A 17,235-nucleotide genomic window follows, 5' to 3' on the forward strand; every position below is an offset into this window, starting at 1 on the left:
GCTCTGGAGTAGGTGGGGGGGCCGGCCCATTCGCCTCCGCCGCCCCCACCGCCGCCGTACCAGCCGCCTCCGCCGCCGCCTCCGCCGGCACCGGTGGACCCACCGGGCGCCTCCGCGCCGCCCGCGCCGCCCGTACCGGCCGTGCCGTCGGCTCCGGCGTCGGCTCCGTAGCTGCCCGCGCCGCCGCTCCCACCGGCCGAGGATGTCGCTCCGCCGCCCGGGCTGGCTCCGAGGCTCGAGCTGCCGCCGGCGGCACCGGCGGCACCGCCTCCGCCCCCGCCGCCGCCCGCGTAGCCGTTGTCGAAGTTGCCGCCTCCGCCGCCGCCGCCGGCCACTAGCACCCGGTCGTCCAGGCCGTAGCCGGGGCCGGTGCGCACGTCTGAGGCGCCGCCGCCCGCGCCGCCGTCGAGCCACCAAACCCCGCCCTTGCCGCCAGCGCCTCCGCCGCCGTAGCCGTCGGTCCCTCCGACGTTGATCTGGAGCTCCTGCCCGGGGGTGACGGCCAGGGTGGCCTTGGCCTCTCCGCCCCGGCCGCCCGCGCCACCCGGGACTGGGCCGGGCCCGGCCTGGCCCTGGGCGCCGAACGCGTCCACCACGATCGAGGTCACACCGGCCGGCACGGTGAACGTCTGCGGGCCACCGGTATAGGAAAATGTCACCGTCGTGGCGGCGGCCTGAGCCGCCGGGCCGGTCGCGATCAGGCCGCCAGCGGCCAGGGCCAGGGCCAGCGCGCCCCGTAAGGCCAGCCCGCGCAGACGCCTGCGCGGGCCGCGCCGGCGCAGGGAGGTACTCGTGGTCGAGGACATAGGAAGACTCCCCTTCGGCTTCGCCGCCTCGGCCGCCCGGTCCCCATCGGACCGTGCCGCACAGCCGGGCGCCCAGACGCGGCGGCGCGCACCCACCCGGTGTCCCCCAACCCCGACTTTCATCACCTAAAGGAATCGCTCGCCCGCACTACGTCAGAGTGAGACTCTCATCGATCATGCAGGCGCAACAGCCACCCGGTGTGTACTAACAGCTATCTACGCGGGCTAATGATCACTTACCCCCGCATCTCTGGCGTTCGTTCCTTCTCCTGCGATAGAGGGCGCCCCATCACGAACAGAGGTGAGTGTGGAGGATGCACGATCTTGGCCGCGCGTTCCTGTCCGAGTTCGCCGAGGGTCGCCGGCCAGGCAGCACCGCGGCGACTCCAGCGGTCGCGGATCCCTGGCCCAGACGCAGGAGAACTGCGGCCACTTGAGGCGTAGTCATCTGGGTGCCTGCTTAGCGAAGAAGACAGCTGCGTGATTGGGCGCCAGGCGAACAGCCGCAAGATCAGTCCTGAGGTGACCAACGTGCCTGACAACCCCAGATAACTTGTCAGGCACGTTCCGCGAAACCCACGTGCCTGACATGTTTGACGCCTTCGCGGCACCCCAGATAACCGACGCAGCCGCTCCGGACAGAGCAGCAGGTCGAGCTCGCGCGGGGAGGATTCGCCCCAAGCGTTCGTAGGCGTCGAGGACCGCGAGCCGGGCCATCGCGGACACCGGTCTCCGGCGTTCATCTAACGAACGTCTGATGAACGTGCCCCGGAGCACCCCCGGACAGGCCGCCGCGTCCGGCCCAGGCGTTCATTTCGCCGTTCATTTTCCGATACTGTTCATCTACTCCGAGCTGTGCGTTTGACGAACGGAAGGCGCTCCCTCGATGGCGCTCATCGGTCTGGTGCGGGTCAGCACCGACAAGCAGAACACCCAACGGCAGCACGACGCCCTCGACCCCATCTGCCTGAAGGTCTTCGAGGAGAAGATCAGCGGCAAGCTCGCCACCGACGACCGGCCCGCGCTGCTGGACGCCCTCGCCCACATCCGCGACGGCGACCTGCTCACCGTCCAGGAGGTCGACCGCCTTGGCCGCAACCTCCTGGAAGGGCTCATCGTCCTCAACGACCTGTTCCACCGCGGCGTCGGCGTCAAGGTGCTGGAGGGCATCGCGGCCGGCGAGCACACCGAACGCTCCCTCATCCTCGATCTCGCGCTCGCCCTGGCCGAAGACCGCCGCCGCGACATCGTCCGCAAGACCAAGAACGGCCTCGAAGCCGCCCGCAGCCGCGGCCGCGTCGGCGGCCGGCGCCCCGTCGTCGACGACGACAAACGCGCCGCCATCCTCGCCCGCCGCGAGCGCGGCGAATCCATCCGCACCATCGCCACCGGCGTAAAGGTCTCCATCGGCGTCGTCCACAAGACCCTCACCGACGCCAAGACCACCTTGTAATCCGGCCTCCAGACAACGGGAGCTGACGATGACCGCCCGGCCCTTGCACGAACAGACGAAGTCGGAGGCGACGGTAGAGGAGGTCCGGCGGCAGATCGCCGCGGGAGTAGCGGCCTTGAAGCTGTACGTGGACGATCGGGTCGCCCGGGGCCACACCACAGCGGAGCGGGCGGCCGCCCGCACGGGACAAGCCCATGGCCACGGCGCCGAAATCCTGGGGCTGACCAAACTCGCCGCCGGGACCCGTCCCGACGAAACCGCGCGGCGAGCCCCGAACTCCTAACCCATAGCGGCAAGCCAGACCGATAGAGCAGTCGTGGCACACCGCGGCGGCCGCTGGCGCGCGACCAATCGCCGGCAACGCCGCCAACGCCAAGGGCCCGCACGTGCCCTTTTGGTCGTCCCCCCGCCGCCGGAAGACTGCCGCGCCCGACATCGAAAATCTATGCTCGCCGAAGTAGACATGCGCAGCCGCCGAGGCTAATGTTTCTCACATCGCAAGGACGGATCGACCGGGCAGCGGAAGTACGAGCACCACGATGAACTGCCCGGAGCAACACGAAGTGGAAGTTGACGGCAGAAGGTCGGACGTGACGGGCCCAGCGCAGTAAGGGGCCCGGCCGTGGACGCGCTGCCAGAGGTGAAGTCGCAGTAGCAGTCATGGCAGAAGGTCGGACGTGAGGGGCCAGTGCAGTGCTGGGGTCCTGATCGTGGACGCGCTGCCGCAGGTGAAATCAAACAAGTAGGTCGCGAAGATAGAGACGAAGGGAGTGTTGAACGCCATCAGGATCGCCCGTTGCCGGCTGTGTCTCGCCGCTCGGGTACCGCAGTTCCACAGATAGGCAGGTGGTCTCCGGTCACGCATTTGCGATCCCCGTATCTCCGCTGCACAGCAGGGCGGACGCGGAAACAGTGAACCGGCCAGATGGCCGGTAGATGGTGTTGAACTCTTCGGGGCCCCGGCGCGACAGGCGTCGGGGCCCCCTGTGCGCGCATAGGAAAGGAATGTATGGGTCAACCTCGCTCGGCTGCCGGTGGAGACATGCTCACTCCCGGCAGGATCGCGGACACGGCCGAACCCAAGACCGGATCGGCGGCCGAAGACCGGTTCAAGGACCGGTTCGATGATGAGGACTACCCCGCCTACAGCATGGGCTCGGCCGCTGAAATGCTCGGTGTCACCCCGACATTCCTGCGGGCTCTGGGCGCCGCCAAACTGATCGAGCCGCTGCGCTCCAGCGGCGGCCATCGCCGCTACTCCCGCTACCAGTTGCGCCTGGCCGCGCGCGCCCGCGAACTCGTCGACCAGGGCACCCCGGTGGAAGCCGCCTGCCGCATCATCATCCTGGAAGACCAACTCGCCGAGGCGCTGCGCATCAACCAGGCACGCGAGCGCCCGGCCGCACCCTAACCCCGGCGGCATGATGGCGACGGCCGGCGGTGCGGGTTGACCTTCTCGGCATGAGGTCGAACTTCTCCTGGGTGGGCTCGTGCAGCCCGATCCACAGGAAGCATCCGCCGCCATCATTGGCGAGCAGCTGGTCTACGCCATCGTACTGGCCGGTCTGGCCCTGTCCAACGTCGGCCGGCTGGGTCCACCTACGTTTGTGGGGGCAGCGCTCTACCCGTTCCACATCACCGCGTCCGGCGGGATGAGCGCGGGGACGGTCCTGGGCAAGCTGGCCGAGACCGCCGAACACGTCGGCGAGTTCTCCCGCGAGTTCGCCGCCCAGAACCGGGTCGGACACGGACGAGGACGAACCGCCGACTGGATCAAGGCCTAATCGAACCTGAAGTCCGCCGCCGCAATCTTCGCTACCGCGAACCTCCTCGGCTGACCGAGGCTCTGTAGGCCGCCCCGGAGGCCACCCGCATCAGAACGACCAGTCACAGTAGGACGATCGGTTGCTGCTCATGCCCCGCCTCGCCGCGTCCGCGCGGGTGAGCTGCGCAACGACGACGCGATCCCGCTGATCGTGCGATGGCCGGCTTCGGTCACTCCGCGCTGGGGGCGGAAGGCGTGCCGCAACCCTCCCGGAGGGATACTTCGGTCAGCGCGTCAGACCCGAGTAATCAAGAACGCGGGGGCGCCGTACTCTGGCGGACGATCAGGGAGGTGGCGAGTTCGATCCGGTGCTGATCGGGGCGGCGGCCTGCGGCGATGGACATGATGAGGGTGGCCGCGGTGCTGCCCATCTTGACCAGGGGCTGGCTGATGGTGGTCAACGGCGGGTCGGACCACTGGGCCAGCGGGAGGTCGTCGAAACCGACCACGCTCAGGTCCTCGGGCACGCGCAGGCCGGCGCGGCGGGCGGCCTGGCAGGCGCCGAGTGCCTGGAGGTCGTTGGCGGTCACGATCGCGGTGGGCGGCTCGGGGAGCGCCAGGAGTTCCTGGGCTTCGGCCAGGCCGCCGTGCACGTAGAGCGGGCCATGGCGAACCAGAGCGGGATCCACGGGCACGCCGGCGCCGTCCATCGCCGCGCGATGACCGTCCAGGCGGGCTCGACAGCAGAGCAGCGCGGGTGGTCCGCCGATCACGGCGATCCGGCGGTGGCCGAGTTCCAGCAGGTGGCGGGTGGCGGTCAGGCCGCCGTTCCAGTTCGTCGCCCCGACCGAGGGGATCCGGTGGCTCGGCTCGCCGTTGGGATCGAGCGCGACAAGCGGGATCGCCCGGCTGGCCAGCTGGGCGCGCTGCCGTTCGCTGAGGTTGGCCGAAACGGCGATCACTCCGACCGGGCGGCGGGCGAGAACCTGGTCGGTCCAGGCGGGCGGGGGGGTATGCAGGCCCCGCATGTCGGTCATGGCGACCGCGAGGCCGTGGGTGCGGGCCACCTGGTCGACGCCGCGGATGATCTCCAGGGCCCACAGGCTGTCCAGCGCCTGGAAGAGGATCTCCAGGATGGCCGCGGGGCCGGTGACCTCCGGGCGGCGTTGCCAGCCGTGCTGTCTGATGAGCTCCTCGACCCGCCGCCGGGTGCTGGCCGAAACGCCTGGATGGCCGTTGATGACCTTGGACACGGTGGGCGCGGACACTCCGGCGAGTTCCGCGATGCGGGCAACCGTGATCTCCCGGCGGGGACGCGCTCCAGATTGATCGCGGGGAGTGATAGCGGTCACGTCAGAAGTCTATGGGCCTGCGGCCAAGGGCCCTATGGAACGAGTGTTTCGTGAAGATTTCAGATGCATTCGTTCTATTTCCGCCAGTGACCTGGGCGAACGAACCTTCAGAGGACCGATCGGTGTCCGCCATAGGCGCGCTGCCTCACCATTTGGGCACACAACGCGCGCAGAACGCTCTTAAGGGGTTCAACGGTGAACAGATCACTGAGAACAGGACGCTTACGAATGGCCTTAGCCGTGGCGCTGGCCGTCGCCGTGGCCTCGATCGCGGTGACGGCGCCCGCCGCCCGGGCCGCCGTCCGGCCGCCGCTCGGCCAGAACATCAAGGTCAACCAGGTCGAGTACGCCCCTGGAGCGGCCAAGCAAGCGACCCTCATCAGCGGTTCCACGGCGCCGGTGACCTGGTCGCTCCTCAACGGAGCCGACCAGGTGGTGGCGAGCGGGACCACCAGCGTCTTCGGCCAGGACTCGGCCTCCGGGGACACCGTCCACAAGATCGATTTCTCGTCGTATCAGGGCTCGGGCGCCAACTTCGTGCTCGCCGTGGGGAACGAGTCCAGCCAGCCGTTCGACCTGGGGACCACGGCCTGGCGGCGACTGCCGTCCGACGCGCTCGCGTTCTTCTATCACCAGCGCAGCGGCATCGCGATCAACGCGCAGTTCGCGGGCAGCCAGTACGCGCGTGCCGCCGGGCACCTCAACGCCTCGCCCAACCGGGGAGACAACGCGGTGGCGTGCCGGGTGAGCTGCGGATACACGCTGGATGTGCGGGGCGGCTGGTACGACGCCGGCGACCACGGCAAGTACGTGATCAACGGCGGCATGTCGGCCTGGCAGCTGGTCAACCTCTACGAGCGGGCCAGGAACGTGCCCGGCGCGAACCAGGCCCTGCTCGCCGACGGCACCCTGGCCATCCCGGAACGGGGCAACGGCGTGCCCGACATTTTGGACGAGGCCCGCTGGGAGATCGACTTCCTGCTGAAGATGCAGGTCCCCGATGGGCGCACCCGGGCGGGCATGGCCCACCACAAGATCCATGACCAGAACTGGACCGGGCTTCCGCTGCTGCCCGCCCAGGATCCCGAAGTCCGGCTGCTGTCGCCGCCGAGCACCGCCGCCACCTTGAACCTGGCCGCCGCGGGCGCCCAGTGCGCCCGCGTCTGGGCTGCCATCGACGCGTCGTTCTCCGGCCGGTGCCTGACTGCGGCCGAAAAGGCCTACACGGCGGCCAAGGCCAATCCGTCGGTGTTCGCGCCGGAGAGCGACGGAGTCGGGGGCGGATCCTACGTCGACGGGAAGGTGAGCGACGAGTTCTACTGGGCGGCGGCCGAGCTGTTCGTGACCACGGGCAAGCAGATCTACCGCAATGACCTGACGGCCTCCAGCCTGTACTTCGGGCGGAGTTTCACCAACGAGGGGGCTCAGTGGTCGGAGGTGGGAACCCTTGGTGACATCACCCTCGCGCTGGTGCCCAACGGGCTGACCGCCACCACCGGCCAGACGTTGCGCGGCCAGTTCGTCAGCAGGGGGGACGCGCTGCTGAACATCATGCGGAATCAGGGTTACCCGGTGCCGTTCCAGCCAAATGGCGGGGGCTACATCTGGGGATCCAACAATCTGATCCTGAACAACGCGGTGCTGCTGGCGCTGGCGTATGACTTCAGCCAGCAGGACAGGTTCCGCGACGGGGTGTTCGAGACGATGTCCTACGTTCTGGGGCGCAACCCGCTCGGTCAATCGTATGTGACCGGGTATGGCGACAAGCCCTCGCGGAATGTCCACCATCGGCACTGGGCCAACCAGCTCAACTCCTCGCTGCCGATCGCGCCGCCCGGGTCGCTGGCCGGAGGGCCGAACAGCGGGCTCCAGGATCCGGTGGCCCAGCAGCGGCTGGCCGGGTGCCGGCCGCAGAAGTGCTACCTGGACGACATTGAGGCGTGGTCGGTCAACGAGGTGGCGATCAACTGGAACGCGGTACTGGCCTGGGTGAGCACCTGGACCGCCGAGAAGTCCCAATCCGGCCCGTCACCGTCCCCGTCTCCCTCGCCCAGTCCGTCCCCGTCGCCATCTCCCTCGCCCAGCCCGTCCCCGAGCCCGTCGCCCAGTCCGTCCCCGTCGCCATCTCCCTCGCCCAGCCCGTCCCCGAGCCCGTCGCCCAGCCCGTCTCCGTCTCCGTCTCCGGGTAAGGCCTGTACCGCGACGTATCGGATCGTCAACCAGTGGACGCCCGGCTTCCAGGCGGAGGTGACAGTACGGAATTCGGGTTCGGCCGCCATCACCGGCTGGACCGTGCGCTGGGCCTTCCCCAACGGGCAGACGATCACCCAGCTCTGGAGCGCCGCACATACGGTCAGCGGCGCCAACGTGACCGCCACGAACCTGTCGTGGAACGGCAACCTGGCCACCAACGCCTCGACCGCGTTCGGGTTCAACGGTTCTTGGTCCGGGACCAACGGCGTGCCGGCCTCGATGACCTGCACCGCGGTCTAGCGTCCAAGATCGTGCCGCCCGAGGAGGAGTCTCGGGCGGCACGAGCCATGCCACGACACGGCTGCCTGTGCGCTCCTGACGAGCCAACGACCGGCCGCACACCCCAGCCCACGATCATGATCAATCCCGTCCATAACCGCTTTACCGATGTTCCCCCAAGGCCACCACACGCCGGTCCCGCTGATCAGCGGCTATCCCCGCGCGATCCCTTTCTGCGTATTCCGGCCGTCTCTCTGAGAGGGAGGCGAGGGCTACCGCTCAGGTGCGGTTCTGCTGCGTGACGCGGTCTTCGACCTGCCGCTTGAGGCCGGCGTTGAAGGCGGTGTAGCCGTTGTCGCCGCCCTGCTTCATGAAGCGTTGCATCAGGGTCGTCAGGCCGCCGGAGAACTCTTCGTGGTTGGTGAGGTGGGTGGTGCCGTCCGGATTGGCCCGGAGGATGAACGAATGCCGGCCGAGGAACAGCCGCTCGGAGATGAGCGTGCCGGACCACTGCAACTGCTCACCCGGTTCCGCGACCGTGACGGTGGGCCTGAAGGAGAAGCCGGACATCTTCATCGAGAGCCTGTTTCCCACCTGGGCCGTTCCTTGGACACGGGAGAAGTTGCTCCACTCGCCGTAGCGGGGGAAGTCGACCAGGACGTCCCAGACCGCTTCCCTGCTGGCGTTGATGTCGACGCCGGTCTTGATGACGTAGCTCATGATTACACTCCACAATGGTCCAACAGAACTCAGGTCAGTGGGCTGAAATCAGGTCGGGCCATTTCGCTTTCAGGCCCTGGTCGATGAAACCGAGCATCCAGGTGAAGCTGTCATCGATGTCCGTGTTGATCTGGAAACTGCCGATCGTTTCGAGGGCTGAGAATCCGTGCAGGATGCTGCGCAGCATCCGCAGCGCGTGGATCTCCTGGTCGCGGTCCAGCCGGTACCCGTGCAGCATGGCCGTCCAGGAGGCGAGGACGCGACCGATGGCCGGGACCAGGGGGTCGTCGGGCCCGGTGATGATGGCGGCGTTGCCGGCGGCATACCGGCCGGGGTGCTCGGCCACGTACGTCCGCATCGCGTGCGCCCCGGCGACAAGGGCCTCTTTGCCGGAACGTCCCTGGGTGGCGTCGCGGATGGCGTCGGCGAGTTCGGTCATGGCCAGGACGGCGATCCGGTGGGCGAGGTCGGCCTGGCTCGCGACGTGCTTGTAGAGCGAGGGGGTCTTGACCCCCAGACGCTCGGCCAGCAGGCCCATGCTGAGGTTCTCGAACCCGATCTCGTCGACCAGGGCGGCCCCGGCCCCGGTGACCGACGCCGGGCCCAGCCCGGCCCTAGGCATTGGTCAGGGTCTTGGCCAGGAACGGTAGGGCCAGTGCGAGGACCTTGTCGGGTGTCTGGGCGTGCGGGTAGTGACCGGCGCCCTGGATGACGACCAGTTCCCCGAGGCCGGCGGGCAGGTCAGCGATGATCTTTTCGCCCTCGGCTCGCGGATCGGCCCAGTCGGGGTCGAGGCTGCCCTGGATGATCAGGACCGGGCAGGTGACGTTGGGTAGCTGGGCGCCGGCGTCGGTCGGTGCACTCTTGCACATGGCCTGCAGGACCTTCATCCGGCCGGGCTCGCTCATTTTGGTGTCGATGCGGCCCAGCTCGCCGTCCCAGTCGGCGGGCTTGGTGGGGTAGGCCAGGTCGAGGTACTTCTTCCAGGCCGACAAGCTTCCCAGGAGCATGGTCATCCCGAGCTGGGTGGAGCCGGCCCGGTAGCGCTTGACCCGCAGCAGACCACCCAGAGGGACCGACTGCTTGCGGGTGAAGGGGGCCAGTTCGATGATGCCGGTGATCACGTCGGGTGCCGTGGCGGCCGCGATGGTCGCCGCACCGCCGCTGATCGATTGCCCAATGATCACTGCCGGCCCCCCGAGGTGGCGCACGACGGCGACCAGGTCACCGGCGATGTCGGTGCGGCTGTAGCCGTCCCAGCCGAGGCCGGAGTCACCACAGCCGCGGATGTCCACGTTCGCCACCCGGTACCCGGCCGCCACCAGGGCCGGAACGACGGAACGGTAAGAGTGCCGGCTGTCGCCCATCCCATGCGCGAGGACGACCAAGGGCCCTTCTCCGGTCACGTCGTAGGCAATGGTGTTGCCGTCGATGCTCAGGTACTCGGGCACGATGTCCTCCATGGTTTGCTAACTTGAGTAGCTAAAAGCTAGTGGAATTAGCCAACCGAGTCAATGTGATGGCCTTCACCTCTCAGGTGATGGGGTGCATGGGTCAACGCAAGCGAGAGATTTCCAGAGAACCGCGCCGGGACAAGACAGCCAGGCCGTGTGCAGAAACGAAGAGCACGCCCTGATGTCAAGAGCCGACGATGGACGGACTGGAGGCCGCCCGCGCCCGGGGTCGCACCGGCGGCCAAAAACCCATGCTCGGCCCCCGCCAGGTCCGCCTAGCCCGAGAGATGTATGACTCCGGCGACTACACCGTCCAGCAGCGCCCAGAACTGGGTCGACACGGACGAGGACGAAACCGCCGACTGGCTGACCGAGGCTCAGTCAATTGGCGCTGGCCGCGCTCGTGGGGTCGGCTCCGCGGCACATCTCGTTTCTGGAGACGGGCCGATCCAGGCCCAGCCGGGGGATGGTGCTGCGGCTGGGCGAGGCACTCGGGGTATCGCTACGAGAACGTAACCGGCTGTTGCAGGCCGCCGGGCTGCCCGCCGCATATCCGGAGGCGGACATGGACGGCCCGGGCCTGGCACCGTTCCGCGCCGCGATCGACCGGATGCTCCGCGCCCATCTGCCATACCCGGCGATGGTGGTCGACGGGCACTGGAACGTGATCTCCGCTAACCGGGCGTGCACGGCGCTGTTCGGCGAGCTGGTTGGCACCAACATCGCCCGCCGCTATTTCGCCGACCCAGCGGCCGCCGCGGCGATGATCGTGAACTGGCCGGAGGTCGCCTGGGCCGGGCTGGCCCGGCTCCATCACCAGCTCGCCCAGGCACCCTTCGATGAAGAACTGCGCGAACTCGTTGACCTCGCTGAATCGGCGGTCTCCGGTCTTGCCCGCCCGGCGGAACCACTATCCGCGCTGGTGGTGTGCCCCTGGTTCCGGGCGGGCGGGCAGGTGGTGCGCACGATCGGGATGGTCGCCCGCTTCGACGCGGCCGCCGAGGTCACCCTGGAGGAGCTGCGCATCGAGCTGACCTATCCGCAGGACGCGTCCGCGGAGTGCTTCTTCCGCGACCTGGATCGGCGATCAGGTGGCGGGGATCGAGCTGACCTCTAAACGACCCGAGCACTGGGCAGGGCTGGCGGTCGTGTCGCCTTGTTGTCAGCGGGCCGGCACGAGACGTCGCCGCTTGGTGCTGGGCCGCGGTCGAGCGGGCGGTCGCAGCCGCACGGACATCGCGGTCCAGGTGAGCAGCGGTGATAGCGCCATCGCACAGCTGCACCAGGGCCGCGATCAGGGCGTCGTCGGCGGACGACCGCTCCAGCGGAGATTCTCGAGACACGGCGGAACTGCAGGCGTTCTCGCTGACGAGGACAGCCCTGAGCCCCGGCGGGGCGGCTCTTGATTTCACCAGCGACACCTGGGATCTGGCCCACATTCCGGGGAGGTCCCCTCCATGGCGCTCGCGGCCATCAGGAGGACTGCCGTCAGGATGATGGGCGGCCAGGTCGTGGCTCCTGCAGCGAGGACGGCCCCAGCCGTCCAGATGTCGTGCTTGGGGGAAGTCAGCAGCATCACACTTCAATGCCGGGCGACCGGCTTCCCGCGTTTGGTCCCCGGAGGCAGCGCAGTCGGCGGTCAGGGCACCATCTGCCCGATCGCTCCGGCGGCGCGGCGCAGCGTTGAGGCCAAGGGGGAAGTCTGGTTCATCTGGTCGCCGAGATCGACACCCGAGACGCTGATCGCCGCGACCGGGGTCTGGCGGCGGGACAGGATGACGGCCGCGATGGCCTCGACGCCGGGCACCGCCTCGCCTTTCGAAAGGCCGACTCCGCCGGCGGAGCGAACGCTTTCGAGGACGACCGCCAGTTCGCGGGCCCGGTCGGCGCCGACGACCTCGATGAGTTTGTCCGGGTCGTAATAGGCAAGCATGCTCCGCCCGGTCGCGGTGCTGTGGATGGGAAAGGTGTCCCCCACCGCGAGGACGAGGTCAAGCGGTGTGCGCGGCGTCCAGATTCGCTCGATGACCGCGGACACATTGCCGACGGCGATGGAGAGGGTGGCCGTCCACGGTTTGTCGGCGATGTCGCCGGCCTGCAGCTCCACCATGTACGGCAACGCCAGCCGCCGTACCAGCAGATCATCGTGGTAGCGGTTGGCGAGCAGCACCGAAGCGGGTCCGACCCGGAACAGCCCCCGCTCCTCGACCACCATCGCCTGCTGCAGCAGCGACCGCAGCAACCGGTGGACCACCGTCCGGTCCAAGCCGGTGCTGCGGGCGATCTCCTGGACCGACATGGGCGAGGTCGAGTCACGCAGCAGGTTCAGCACGTCGAAGGCCCGGGTCACCGACTGCACCACCGACCGCCGGGACACCTGATCGTCGGCGCCCGCCTGAGCCCTGTCCGCTGCCACTGCCCCTCCTGATGCCTGGTCCACCCTGTCCAGAGTAGGGCACTCCCGAGTGCGTAATGCGCATACTATGTGCGCTTACGTCCGGGTAGGCGGTTTCCACCCCAGCGCCGCGACGGCCTCGTCGGCGAACCGCATGTCCACCACGTCACCGAACGGGAACCCGGCGGCGGTCGCCCCCGCGACGAGCCCGTTGTCGAACCAGGCGGCGAGCGAGTCCTGGGTGACGTACGGCGAGCCCCACGAGCTTTGCAGCAGTTTCCAGGCGTAGTTCCAGATCGGCTCCTCGAACTGGCCGAACCTCGTCTTGCGCAGCAGAGCCGCCGCCTTGTCGGGGTCATCCACGAGCGCCTTCGTCGCCCGGATATCGGCCCGGACGAAGGCCTTGTACAGGTCCGGGCGCGCGTCCACATCCTGGGCCCGCGCTTGGACCGTCATGCCCTGAAGGCGGTCGCCGCCGCTGATGTCCCCTTCCTGGTTGACCAGCAGCGGCACGGCACCGAACTGGAACACCGCCTTCTCCGCCGAGGGCGGCACCCCGATGAATCCGTCGATCTGGTCGTTGGCCAGGGCGGCCAGCGAGTTGGCGGCGGTCTGCAACGGGACGATCGAGGCGTCCTTGCCGGGATCGAGACCGGCCTGTTTCAAGGCCAGCCTGGTGAAGCCGTCGGTCTGGCTGCCGGGCGCGGTGATGCCGAACCGGCCGCCCTTGACCTTGCCGATGGCCGTACGACGCTCCTCGAGCGGGCTCTCGGCGGTGACCCCGACCCGCTCCGCGAACTTCTTACTGAGCACGAAGATGGACGGCATGCTGTTGGTGTGCGCGAGCAGCACCTTGAGCCGCTGGCCCTTGGTCGCCGCGGCGAGCAGTTCGCCGGGCGCGGACAGGTTGGCGTCGCCCGCGCCGGACAGCAGCCCCGTCAGCGCGGCCGGCCCGCCGGCGAGCAGCACCCGTTCGACGGTCAGCCCCTCCTCCTGGTAGAACCCCATGTCCTCGGCCAGGTAGGTCACCGACCAGAGCACGAGCGGGTCCTTGGACGCGTGGATGAGTTTGACGGTGCGGTGCTTCGGTCCGGCTCCGGTGGTGCCGGTGTCGTCCGCACAGGCGGACAGCAGAGGTACGGCGGCGGCAGCCGCGGACCAGCGGAGGAACTGGCGGCGGGACGAGGTCATGGTGGATCGTTCCTTCCTGCGGTGATGTGTTTCGATCCCCGATGTGGAGCCCCGTGCGGTGCGGACGGTCAGGCGCGCCAGCGCAGCACACGCCGTTCCGACTGGCTCACGCCCCAGGTGAGCAGGAGGCCGAGCGCGGTCGTGACGAACAGGCTGGCGAACGAGCCCGCGGTGTCGTACTGGTTGGCGGTGACCGCGATCAGGTAGCCGAGACCTTCGTTGGAGGTGAACATCTCGGCGATCACCGCCCCGATGAGGGCGAACGGGATGGACATCCGCAGCCCGGCGAAAACCCAGACCAGCGCGGAAGGGATGAGCACCCGCCGAACCGCGTCCACCCGCGAGGCCCCCATCACCCTGATCACGTCGATCAGGTCGCGATCGACGTCCCGGGCACCGGAGAAGGTGTTCAGGAAGACCGGAAAGAACACCAGGGTCGCCGCGAAGAGGATCTTCGTCTGGAACCCGATGCCGAACCAGAGGATGAACAGCGGAATGAGCGCGACCCGGGGAATCGAGTTCAACGCGACGAGGAAGGGATCGAGGATGCGGGCGATCAGCGGACTGACCCCGAAGATCACCCCGACCAGAATGCCGGCGACCGCCCCCGCCACGAAGCCGACCGCCGTCTCCGCCAGGGTCACCCAGACGGCGGGCAGCAGCTGACCATTGGTCGCGAACCGCAGCAAGGCCGACCAGATCTCACTCGGGCTGCTGATCCAGAAGGCGGAGACCAGCCGGTCACTGGCCAACTCCCAGCCCAGCAGGCCCACGACGACCAGGACGAGACGGGAGATGATCACAATGACCGTCTGCCGCCGGCGCGCCTTGATACTGGGGTCGACCAGGAAGACCTCGTCAACGACCGGCCGGGTTTCGACGCTGGTCATCGCTCAGACCCCCTGTCCGTGGTCGATGGTCTCGCGCAGTGCGGACCAGAGGCGTTCGAAGTAGTCGCCGAAGCCGGGGGCGAAGCGCACGGTGAAGACGTCGCGGGGCCGGGGCAGTTCGATGTGCTCGACGGCCCGGATCCGCCCGGGGCGGGAGGACATGACGATCACGCGGTCGGCGAGTGCGATGGCCTCGACGAGGTCGTGGGTGACGAATACGAGGGTGCGGCCGGTGCCCTCCCACATCCGCAGCAGCTGGGCCTGGAGGACGAGCTTGAGCTGCGCGTCGAGTGCGCCGAATGGCTCGTCCATGAGCAGCACCTCGGGTTCGTACACGAGCGAGCGGGCCAGCTGCGCGCGTTTGCGCATGCCACCGGAGAGCTCGCTCGGGTAGTGCTTCTCGAAGCCGCCGAGGCCGACCAGTTCGATGTAGCGGGTGACCCGCGCCCGGCGTTCGTCCTTCGGCAGCCGCGCGCGGTCGCCGAGCTCCAGCGGCAGGGCGATGTTGTCCTCAACGGTGCGCCACGGCAGCAGGTTGTCCTTCTGCGTGACGTAGCTGACCTGGGTGTTGACGTCGGTGAGGGGGCGGCCCCGGTAGAGCACCTCCCCGGTGCCGGGCACCATCAGCCCGGCGCTGAGGTTGAGCAGCGTCGACTTCCCGCAGCCACTCGGGCCGACGATGGCGAGCAGCTCGCCGTCCCGCACTTCGGCCTGTACGTGGGCCAGCGCGTAAATCTGCTGATTGCCTTTGAAGAAGACCTTGGACAGGTCCCGATATTCCAAGATCGGAGTCATACGCACCATCCGGGGTTCTTGAATCGGCACAAGAGGACGGGGTCCCCCTCCCCGAGTTGTGCGCATTGCGCTTAGTTTGTGCGCTCTAGTATGGTTAGGCGTTCACAGTGCTGTCAACGGCCCGTGAGGCGATTACGCCCAGGAGCTCATGGAGATTGACGGCCGCCCGAAAATCGGGCAACGGCACGCGGGCAGGCTCGTCACGGATGGCGGCGACCATGGCGGCATAGGCCAGGGCCACGTTGTGCCCGGGATGCTCCCCAGGCAGCGCGGCAGCCGACAGCGGCTCCACGACCTCGGAGGTCCGGGATCCGAACGGGGTGATGTCGAGCGTCAGCCTTCCGAACTGGGGCTGCCCGGTTCCGGCTAGGCGCAGCTTGCCGTCCGTACCGAGGATTTCCAGCTCGAAGGATTCGTTGGGGGCAGTCTGGGAGAACTGGGTGACGGCGACGACGCCGTCGTAGTCGAGGACGGCGACGAGGTTGTCCGGCGCGTCGCGGGGCAGCCGCTCCCCCGTGTCGGTCAGGAACTCCGGGACGGCCGACCACATCCGCGCGGCGTCCACCCTGGGCACGCCCAGCACGGTGCCGAGCATGTCGAGCGTGTGCCCGCCCTGGATGCTGAGCACGTTCGCGGCGGCCCCGCGATGGCGCAGGTGGGCGCGGTGCGCCGGTCGGGCCATCAGCCCGTGCGGCAGGAACAGCCGCAGGCCGGCCGTCAGCGGGCGGCCGATTCCGCCCCCGGCCAGCAGCCGCCCGGCGGCGCGCAGCCACGGGGAGAACCGTCCTTGCAGGCCGGTCAGGTGCACGCGGTCGGGCCTGCCGTCCGAGAGCGCCGCGAGCTCCTCGGCCTGGGCCGGGTCCAGCGCGAGCGGCCACTCGCAGTAGACGTGTTTGCCCGCCGCGATCGCCGCCGCGACGATCTCGGCGTGGTGTGCCACCCGGACGGTCACCACGACGATGTCCACGGTGTCGTCGTCCAGCACCGGGTCCAGTTCGTGGGTCGCGTCGACCTCCCAGCGCCGGGCGGCGGCGAGGGCCGACGCCGGACTGGAGGTCACCAGCCGGCGCAGGCGCAGGTCGCCGGAGGCGGTGATGGCGGGGATGTGCGCGAGGCCACTCCAGTGGTCGGCGCCGGCGCCGACCACCGCGACGCCCAGCGGGGGCGCGTTCATGGTTACTCCTGGGGGTCACGTGTAGTGGTCCAGCAGCTTCGACTGCTGGTCGAGGTCGTGCTGCACCCAGAGGACGGCGTTCTCCTCGGCGAGCAGCCGTTCGGCCGCGGCGAGGCTGCGCAGGGTCTCCGCCGGGTCGGAGTTGTGGGCCGGTACGACGCGTCCCGTCCAGTTGTCCAGGCTGTGCGTCAGGTCTCCGGAGATGAGTACGGCGCCGGTGTGCGGCAGCCGTACCAGCAGGGACTGGCCGCCCGGGGTGTGACCGGGCAGGCGTTTGATCACCACGGCGCCGTCGCCGAAGACGTCGTGGTCGCCGCGGAGCAGGGTCGCATCGCCCGCGCGGAGCGTCGGGTAGGTGTCGGGGTCGAATCCGTGGTCGCCGGGTGCGGGGCCGAAGGCGGCGGCGTACTCGTCGTCCTGGACGAGCAGGGTGGCGGCCTCGAACAGGCCCACGTTGCCGACGTGGTCCGGGTGGAAGTGGGACAGGGCGAGGTAGTCGATCGTGTTGGGGGGATGACCGAGGGCGGTCAGCTGGTCAGCCAGCGGGTTTTCGACGTGGAAGACCGCTATGTCGGGGATCGTGAGCCCGGCCGGCACACCGGCCAGCCGGTCGCCCAAGCCGGTGTCCCAGATGAGGGTGCCCCGGGGGTGGACGATCAGGTAGCAGGAGTCGGCGAGCCGGCGGCGGACGCCCGGTCCGACGCCGGGCTGGAAAACGTCCCAGTTCAGGATGTCGATCTGGCCACCGTCGAGTACGTGGAGCTGCAT

16 protein-coding genes and 1 pseudogene are annotated in these 17,235 nt (G+C 68.8%); 6 read left to right on the forward strand and 11 right to left on the reverse strand.

Features of this window, described 5'->3' with window-relative positions:
- A pseudogene (locus Acor_RS38300) lies at positions 1-806 on the reverse strand (hypothetical protein); the annotation flags it as partial.
- An 886-nt stretch (positions 807-1,692) separates the two neighbouring features.
- On the opposite strand from Acor_RS38300, the gene Acor_RS38305 reads away from it, so the two are divergent.
- From Acor_RS38305 to Acor_RS38320, 4 genes are all read left to right on the forward strand, one after another.
- The gene (locus Acor_RS38305; RefSeq protein ID WP_155341672.1) at positions 1,693-2,259 is read left to right on the forward strand and encodes a recombinase family protein; all 567 of its coding nucleotides are present in this window, start codon (positions 1,693-1,695) and stop codon (positions 2,257-2,259) included.
- A 28-nt stretch (positions 2,260-2,287) separates the two neighbouring features.
- A complete protein-coding gene (locus tag Acor_RS38310) occupies positions 2,288-2,542 on the forward strand; it encodes a hypothetical protein (RefSeq protein WP_155341673.1) in 255 nt (84 codons plus the stop codon).
- A gap of 867 nt (positions 2,543-3,409) precedes the next feature.
- The gene (locus Acor_RS38315; protein WP_218034751.1) at positions 3,410-3,670 is read left to right on the forward strand and encodes a helix-turn-helix domain-containing protein; all 261 of its coding nucleotides are present in this window, start codon (positions 3,410-3,412) and stop codon (positions 3,668-3,670) included.
- Between the two features lie 79 nt (positions 3,671-3,749).
- A complete protein-coding gene (locus Acor_RS38320; protein WP_155341674.1) occupies positions 3,750-4,043 on the forward strand; it encodes a hypothetical protein in 294 nt (97 codons plus the stop codon).
- Positions 4,044-4,332: 289 nt separating this feature from the next.
- Here Acor_RS38320 and Acor_RS38325 read toward each other — a convergent pair whose 3' ends face one another.
- Positions 4,333-5,376, reverse strand: coding sequence for a LacI family DNA-binding transcriptional regulator (locus Acor_RS38325; RefSeq protein WP_246239717.1), 1,044 nt, complete (start codon positions 5,374-5,376; stop codon positions 4,333-4,335).
- Positions 5,377-5,604: 228 nt separating this feature from the next.
- On the opposite strand from Acor_RS38325, the gene Acor_RS38330 reads away from it, so the two are divergent.
- Positions 5,605-7,869 (forward strand): glycoside hydrolase family 9 protein, encoded by a 2,265-nt coding sequence (locus Acor_RS38330; protein WP_155341675.1) that lies wholly within the window; start codon positions 5,605-5,607, stop codon positions 7,867-7,869.
- Positions 7,870-8,127: 258 nt separating this feature from the next.
- Here Acor_RS38330 and Acor_RS38335 read toward each other — a convergent pair whose 3' ends face one another.
- The 3 genes from Acor_RS38335 to Acor_RS38345 are packed head-to-tail and all read right to left on the reverse strand — an operon-like array spanning position 8,128 to position 10,019.
- A complete protein-coding gene (locus Acor_RS38335) occupies positions 8,128-8,568 on the reverse strand; it encodes an SRPBCC domain-containing protein (RefSeq protein ID WP_155341676.1) in 441 nt (146 codons plus the stop codon).
- 34 nt (positions 8,569-8,602) lie between these two features.
- On the reverse strand, positions 8,603-9,190 hold the full coding sequence (locus Acor_RS38340) for a TetR/AcrR family transcriptional regulator (RefSeq protein ID WP_155341677.1): 588 nt from the start codon (positions 9,188-9,190) through the stop codon (positions 8,603-8,605).
- Positions 9,183-10,019, reverse strand: coding sequence for an alpha/beta fold hydrolase (locus tag Acor_RS38345; RefSeq protein ID WP_155341678.1), 837 nt, complete (start codon positions 10,017-10,019; stop codon positions 9,183-9,185). The genes Acor_RS38340 and Acor_RS38345 overlap by 8 nt, the downstream gene beginning before the upstream one ends.
- A gap of 388 nt (positions 10,020-10,407) precedes the next feature.
- Between Acor_RS38345 and Acor_RS38350 the strand changes: the two genes are divergently transcribed.
- Complete coding sequence (locus Acor_RS38350; protein ID WP_155341679.1) at positions 10,408-11,139, forward strand: helix-turn-helix transcriptional regulator; 732 nt, start codon at positions 10,408-10,410, stop codon at positions 11,137-11,139.
- Positions 11,140-11,661: 522 nt separating this feature from the next.
- On the opposite strand, the gene Acor_RS38355 is transcribed toward Acor_RS38350, so the two are convergent.
- The 6 genes from Acor_RS38355 to Acor_RS38380 all read right to left on the reverse strand — a co-directional run bounded on the left by Acor_RS38355 (position 11,662) and on the right by Acor_RS38380 (position 17,235).
- On the reverse strand, positions 11,662-12,438 hold the full coding sequence (locus Acor_RS38355) for an IclR family transcriptional regulator (protein WP_155341680.1): 777 nt from the start codon (positions 12,436-12,438) through the stop codon (positions 11,662-11,664).
- 75 nt (positions 12,439-12,513) lie between these two features.
- Positions 12,514-13,608 carry an ABC transporter substrate-binding protein gene (locus tag Acor_RS38360; protein WP_155341681.1) on the reverse strand — a complete coding sequence of 365 codons (1,095 nt, stop codon included), beginning with the start codon at positions 13,606-13,608 and terminating at the stop codon, positions 12,514-12,516.
- A gap of 68 nt (positions 13,609-13,676) precedes the next feature.
- Positions 13,677-14,498 carry an ABC transporter permease gene (locus Acor_RS38365; RefSeq protein WP_155341682.1) on the reverse strand — a complete coding sequence of 274 codons (822 nt, stop codon included), beginning with the start codon at positions 14,496-14,498 and terminating at the stop codon, positions 13,677-13,679.
- Positions 14,499-14,501: 3 nt separating this feature from the next.
- Complete coding sequence (locus Acor_RS38370) at positions 14,502-15,293, reverse strand: ABC transporter ATP-binding protein (RefSeq protein WP_155341683.1); 792 nt, start codon at positions 15,291-15,293, stop codon at positions 14,502-14,504.
- A 94-nt stretch (positions 15,294-15,387) separates the two neighbouring features.
- Complete coding sequence (locus Acor_RS38375) at positions 15,388-16,467, reverse strand: Gfo/Idh/MocA family protein (protein WP_155341684.1); 1,080 nt, start codon at positions 16,465-16,467, stop codon at positions 15,388-15,390.
- 15 nt (positions 16,468-16,482) lie between these two features.
- The gene (locus Acor_RS38380) at positions 16,483-17,235 is read right to left on the reverse strand and encodes an N-acyl homoserine lactonase family protein (RefSeq protein WP_155341685.1); all 753 of its coding nucleotides are present in this window, start codon (positions 17,233-17,235) and stop codon (positions 16,483-16,485) included.

Origin of the sequence: Acrocarpospora corrugata, from assembly GCF_009687845.1 — a bacterium.
GTDB lineage: Bacteria > Actinomycetota > Actinomycetes > Streptosporangiales > Streptosporangiaceae > Acrocarpospora > Acrocarpospora corrugata.

What these genes read in the sequence shown, in the direction of transcription:
- Acor_RS38315 (WP_218034751.1), top strand. Translation starts at nt 3,410, where the DNA reads ATGGGCTCGGCCGCTGAAATGCTCGGTGTCACCCCGACATTCCTGCGG.
- Acor_RS38305 (WP_155341672.1), top strand. Translation starts at nt 1,693, where the DNA reads ATGGCGCTCATCGGTCTGGTGCGGGTCAGCACCGACAAGCAGAACACC.
- Acor_RS38370 (WP_155341683.1), bottom strand. Translation starts at nt 15,293, where the DNA reads ATGACTCCGATCTTGGAATATCGGGACCTGTCCAAGGTCTTCTTCAAA.
- Acor_RS38365 (WP_155341682.1), bottom strand. Translation starts at nt 14,498, where the DNA reads ATGACCAGCGTCGAAACCCGGCCGGTCGTTGACGAGGTCTTCCTGGTC.
- Acor_RS38340 (WP_155341677.1), bottom strand. Translation starts at nt 9,190, where the DNA reads ATGCCTAGGGCCGGGCTGGGCCCGGCGTCGGTCACCGGGGCCGGGGCC.
- Acor_RS38380 (WP_155341685.1), bottom strand. Translation starts at nt 17,235, where the DNA reads ATGCAGCTCCACGTACTCGACGGTGGCCAGATCGACATCCTGAACTGG.
- Acor_RS38360 (WP_155341681.1), bottom strand. Translation starts at nt 13,608, where the DNA reads ATGACCTCGTCCCGCCGCCAGTTCCTCCGCTGGTCCGCGGCTGCCGCC.
- Acor_RS38330 (WP_155341675.1), top strand. Translation starts at nt 5,605, where the DNA reads ATGGCCTTAGCCGTGGCGCTGGCCGTCGCCGTGGCCTCGATCGCGGTG.
- Acor_RS38335 (WP_155341676.1), bottom strand. Translation starts at nt 8,568, where the DNA reads ATGAGCTACGTCATCAAGACCGGCGTCGACATCAACGCCAGCAGGGAA.
- Acor_RS38375 (WP_155341684.1), bottom strand. Translation starts at nt 16,467, where the DNA reads ATGAACGCGCCCCCGCTGGGCGTCGCGGTGGTCGGCGCCGGCGCCGAC.
- Acor_RS38310 (WP_155341673.1), top strand. Translation starts at nt 2,288, where the DNA reads ATGACCGCCCGGCCCTTGCACGAACAGACGAAGTCGGAGGCGACGGTA.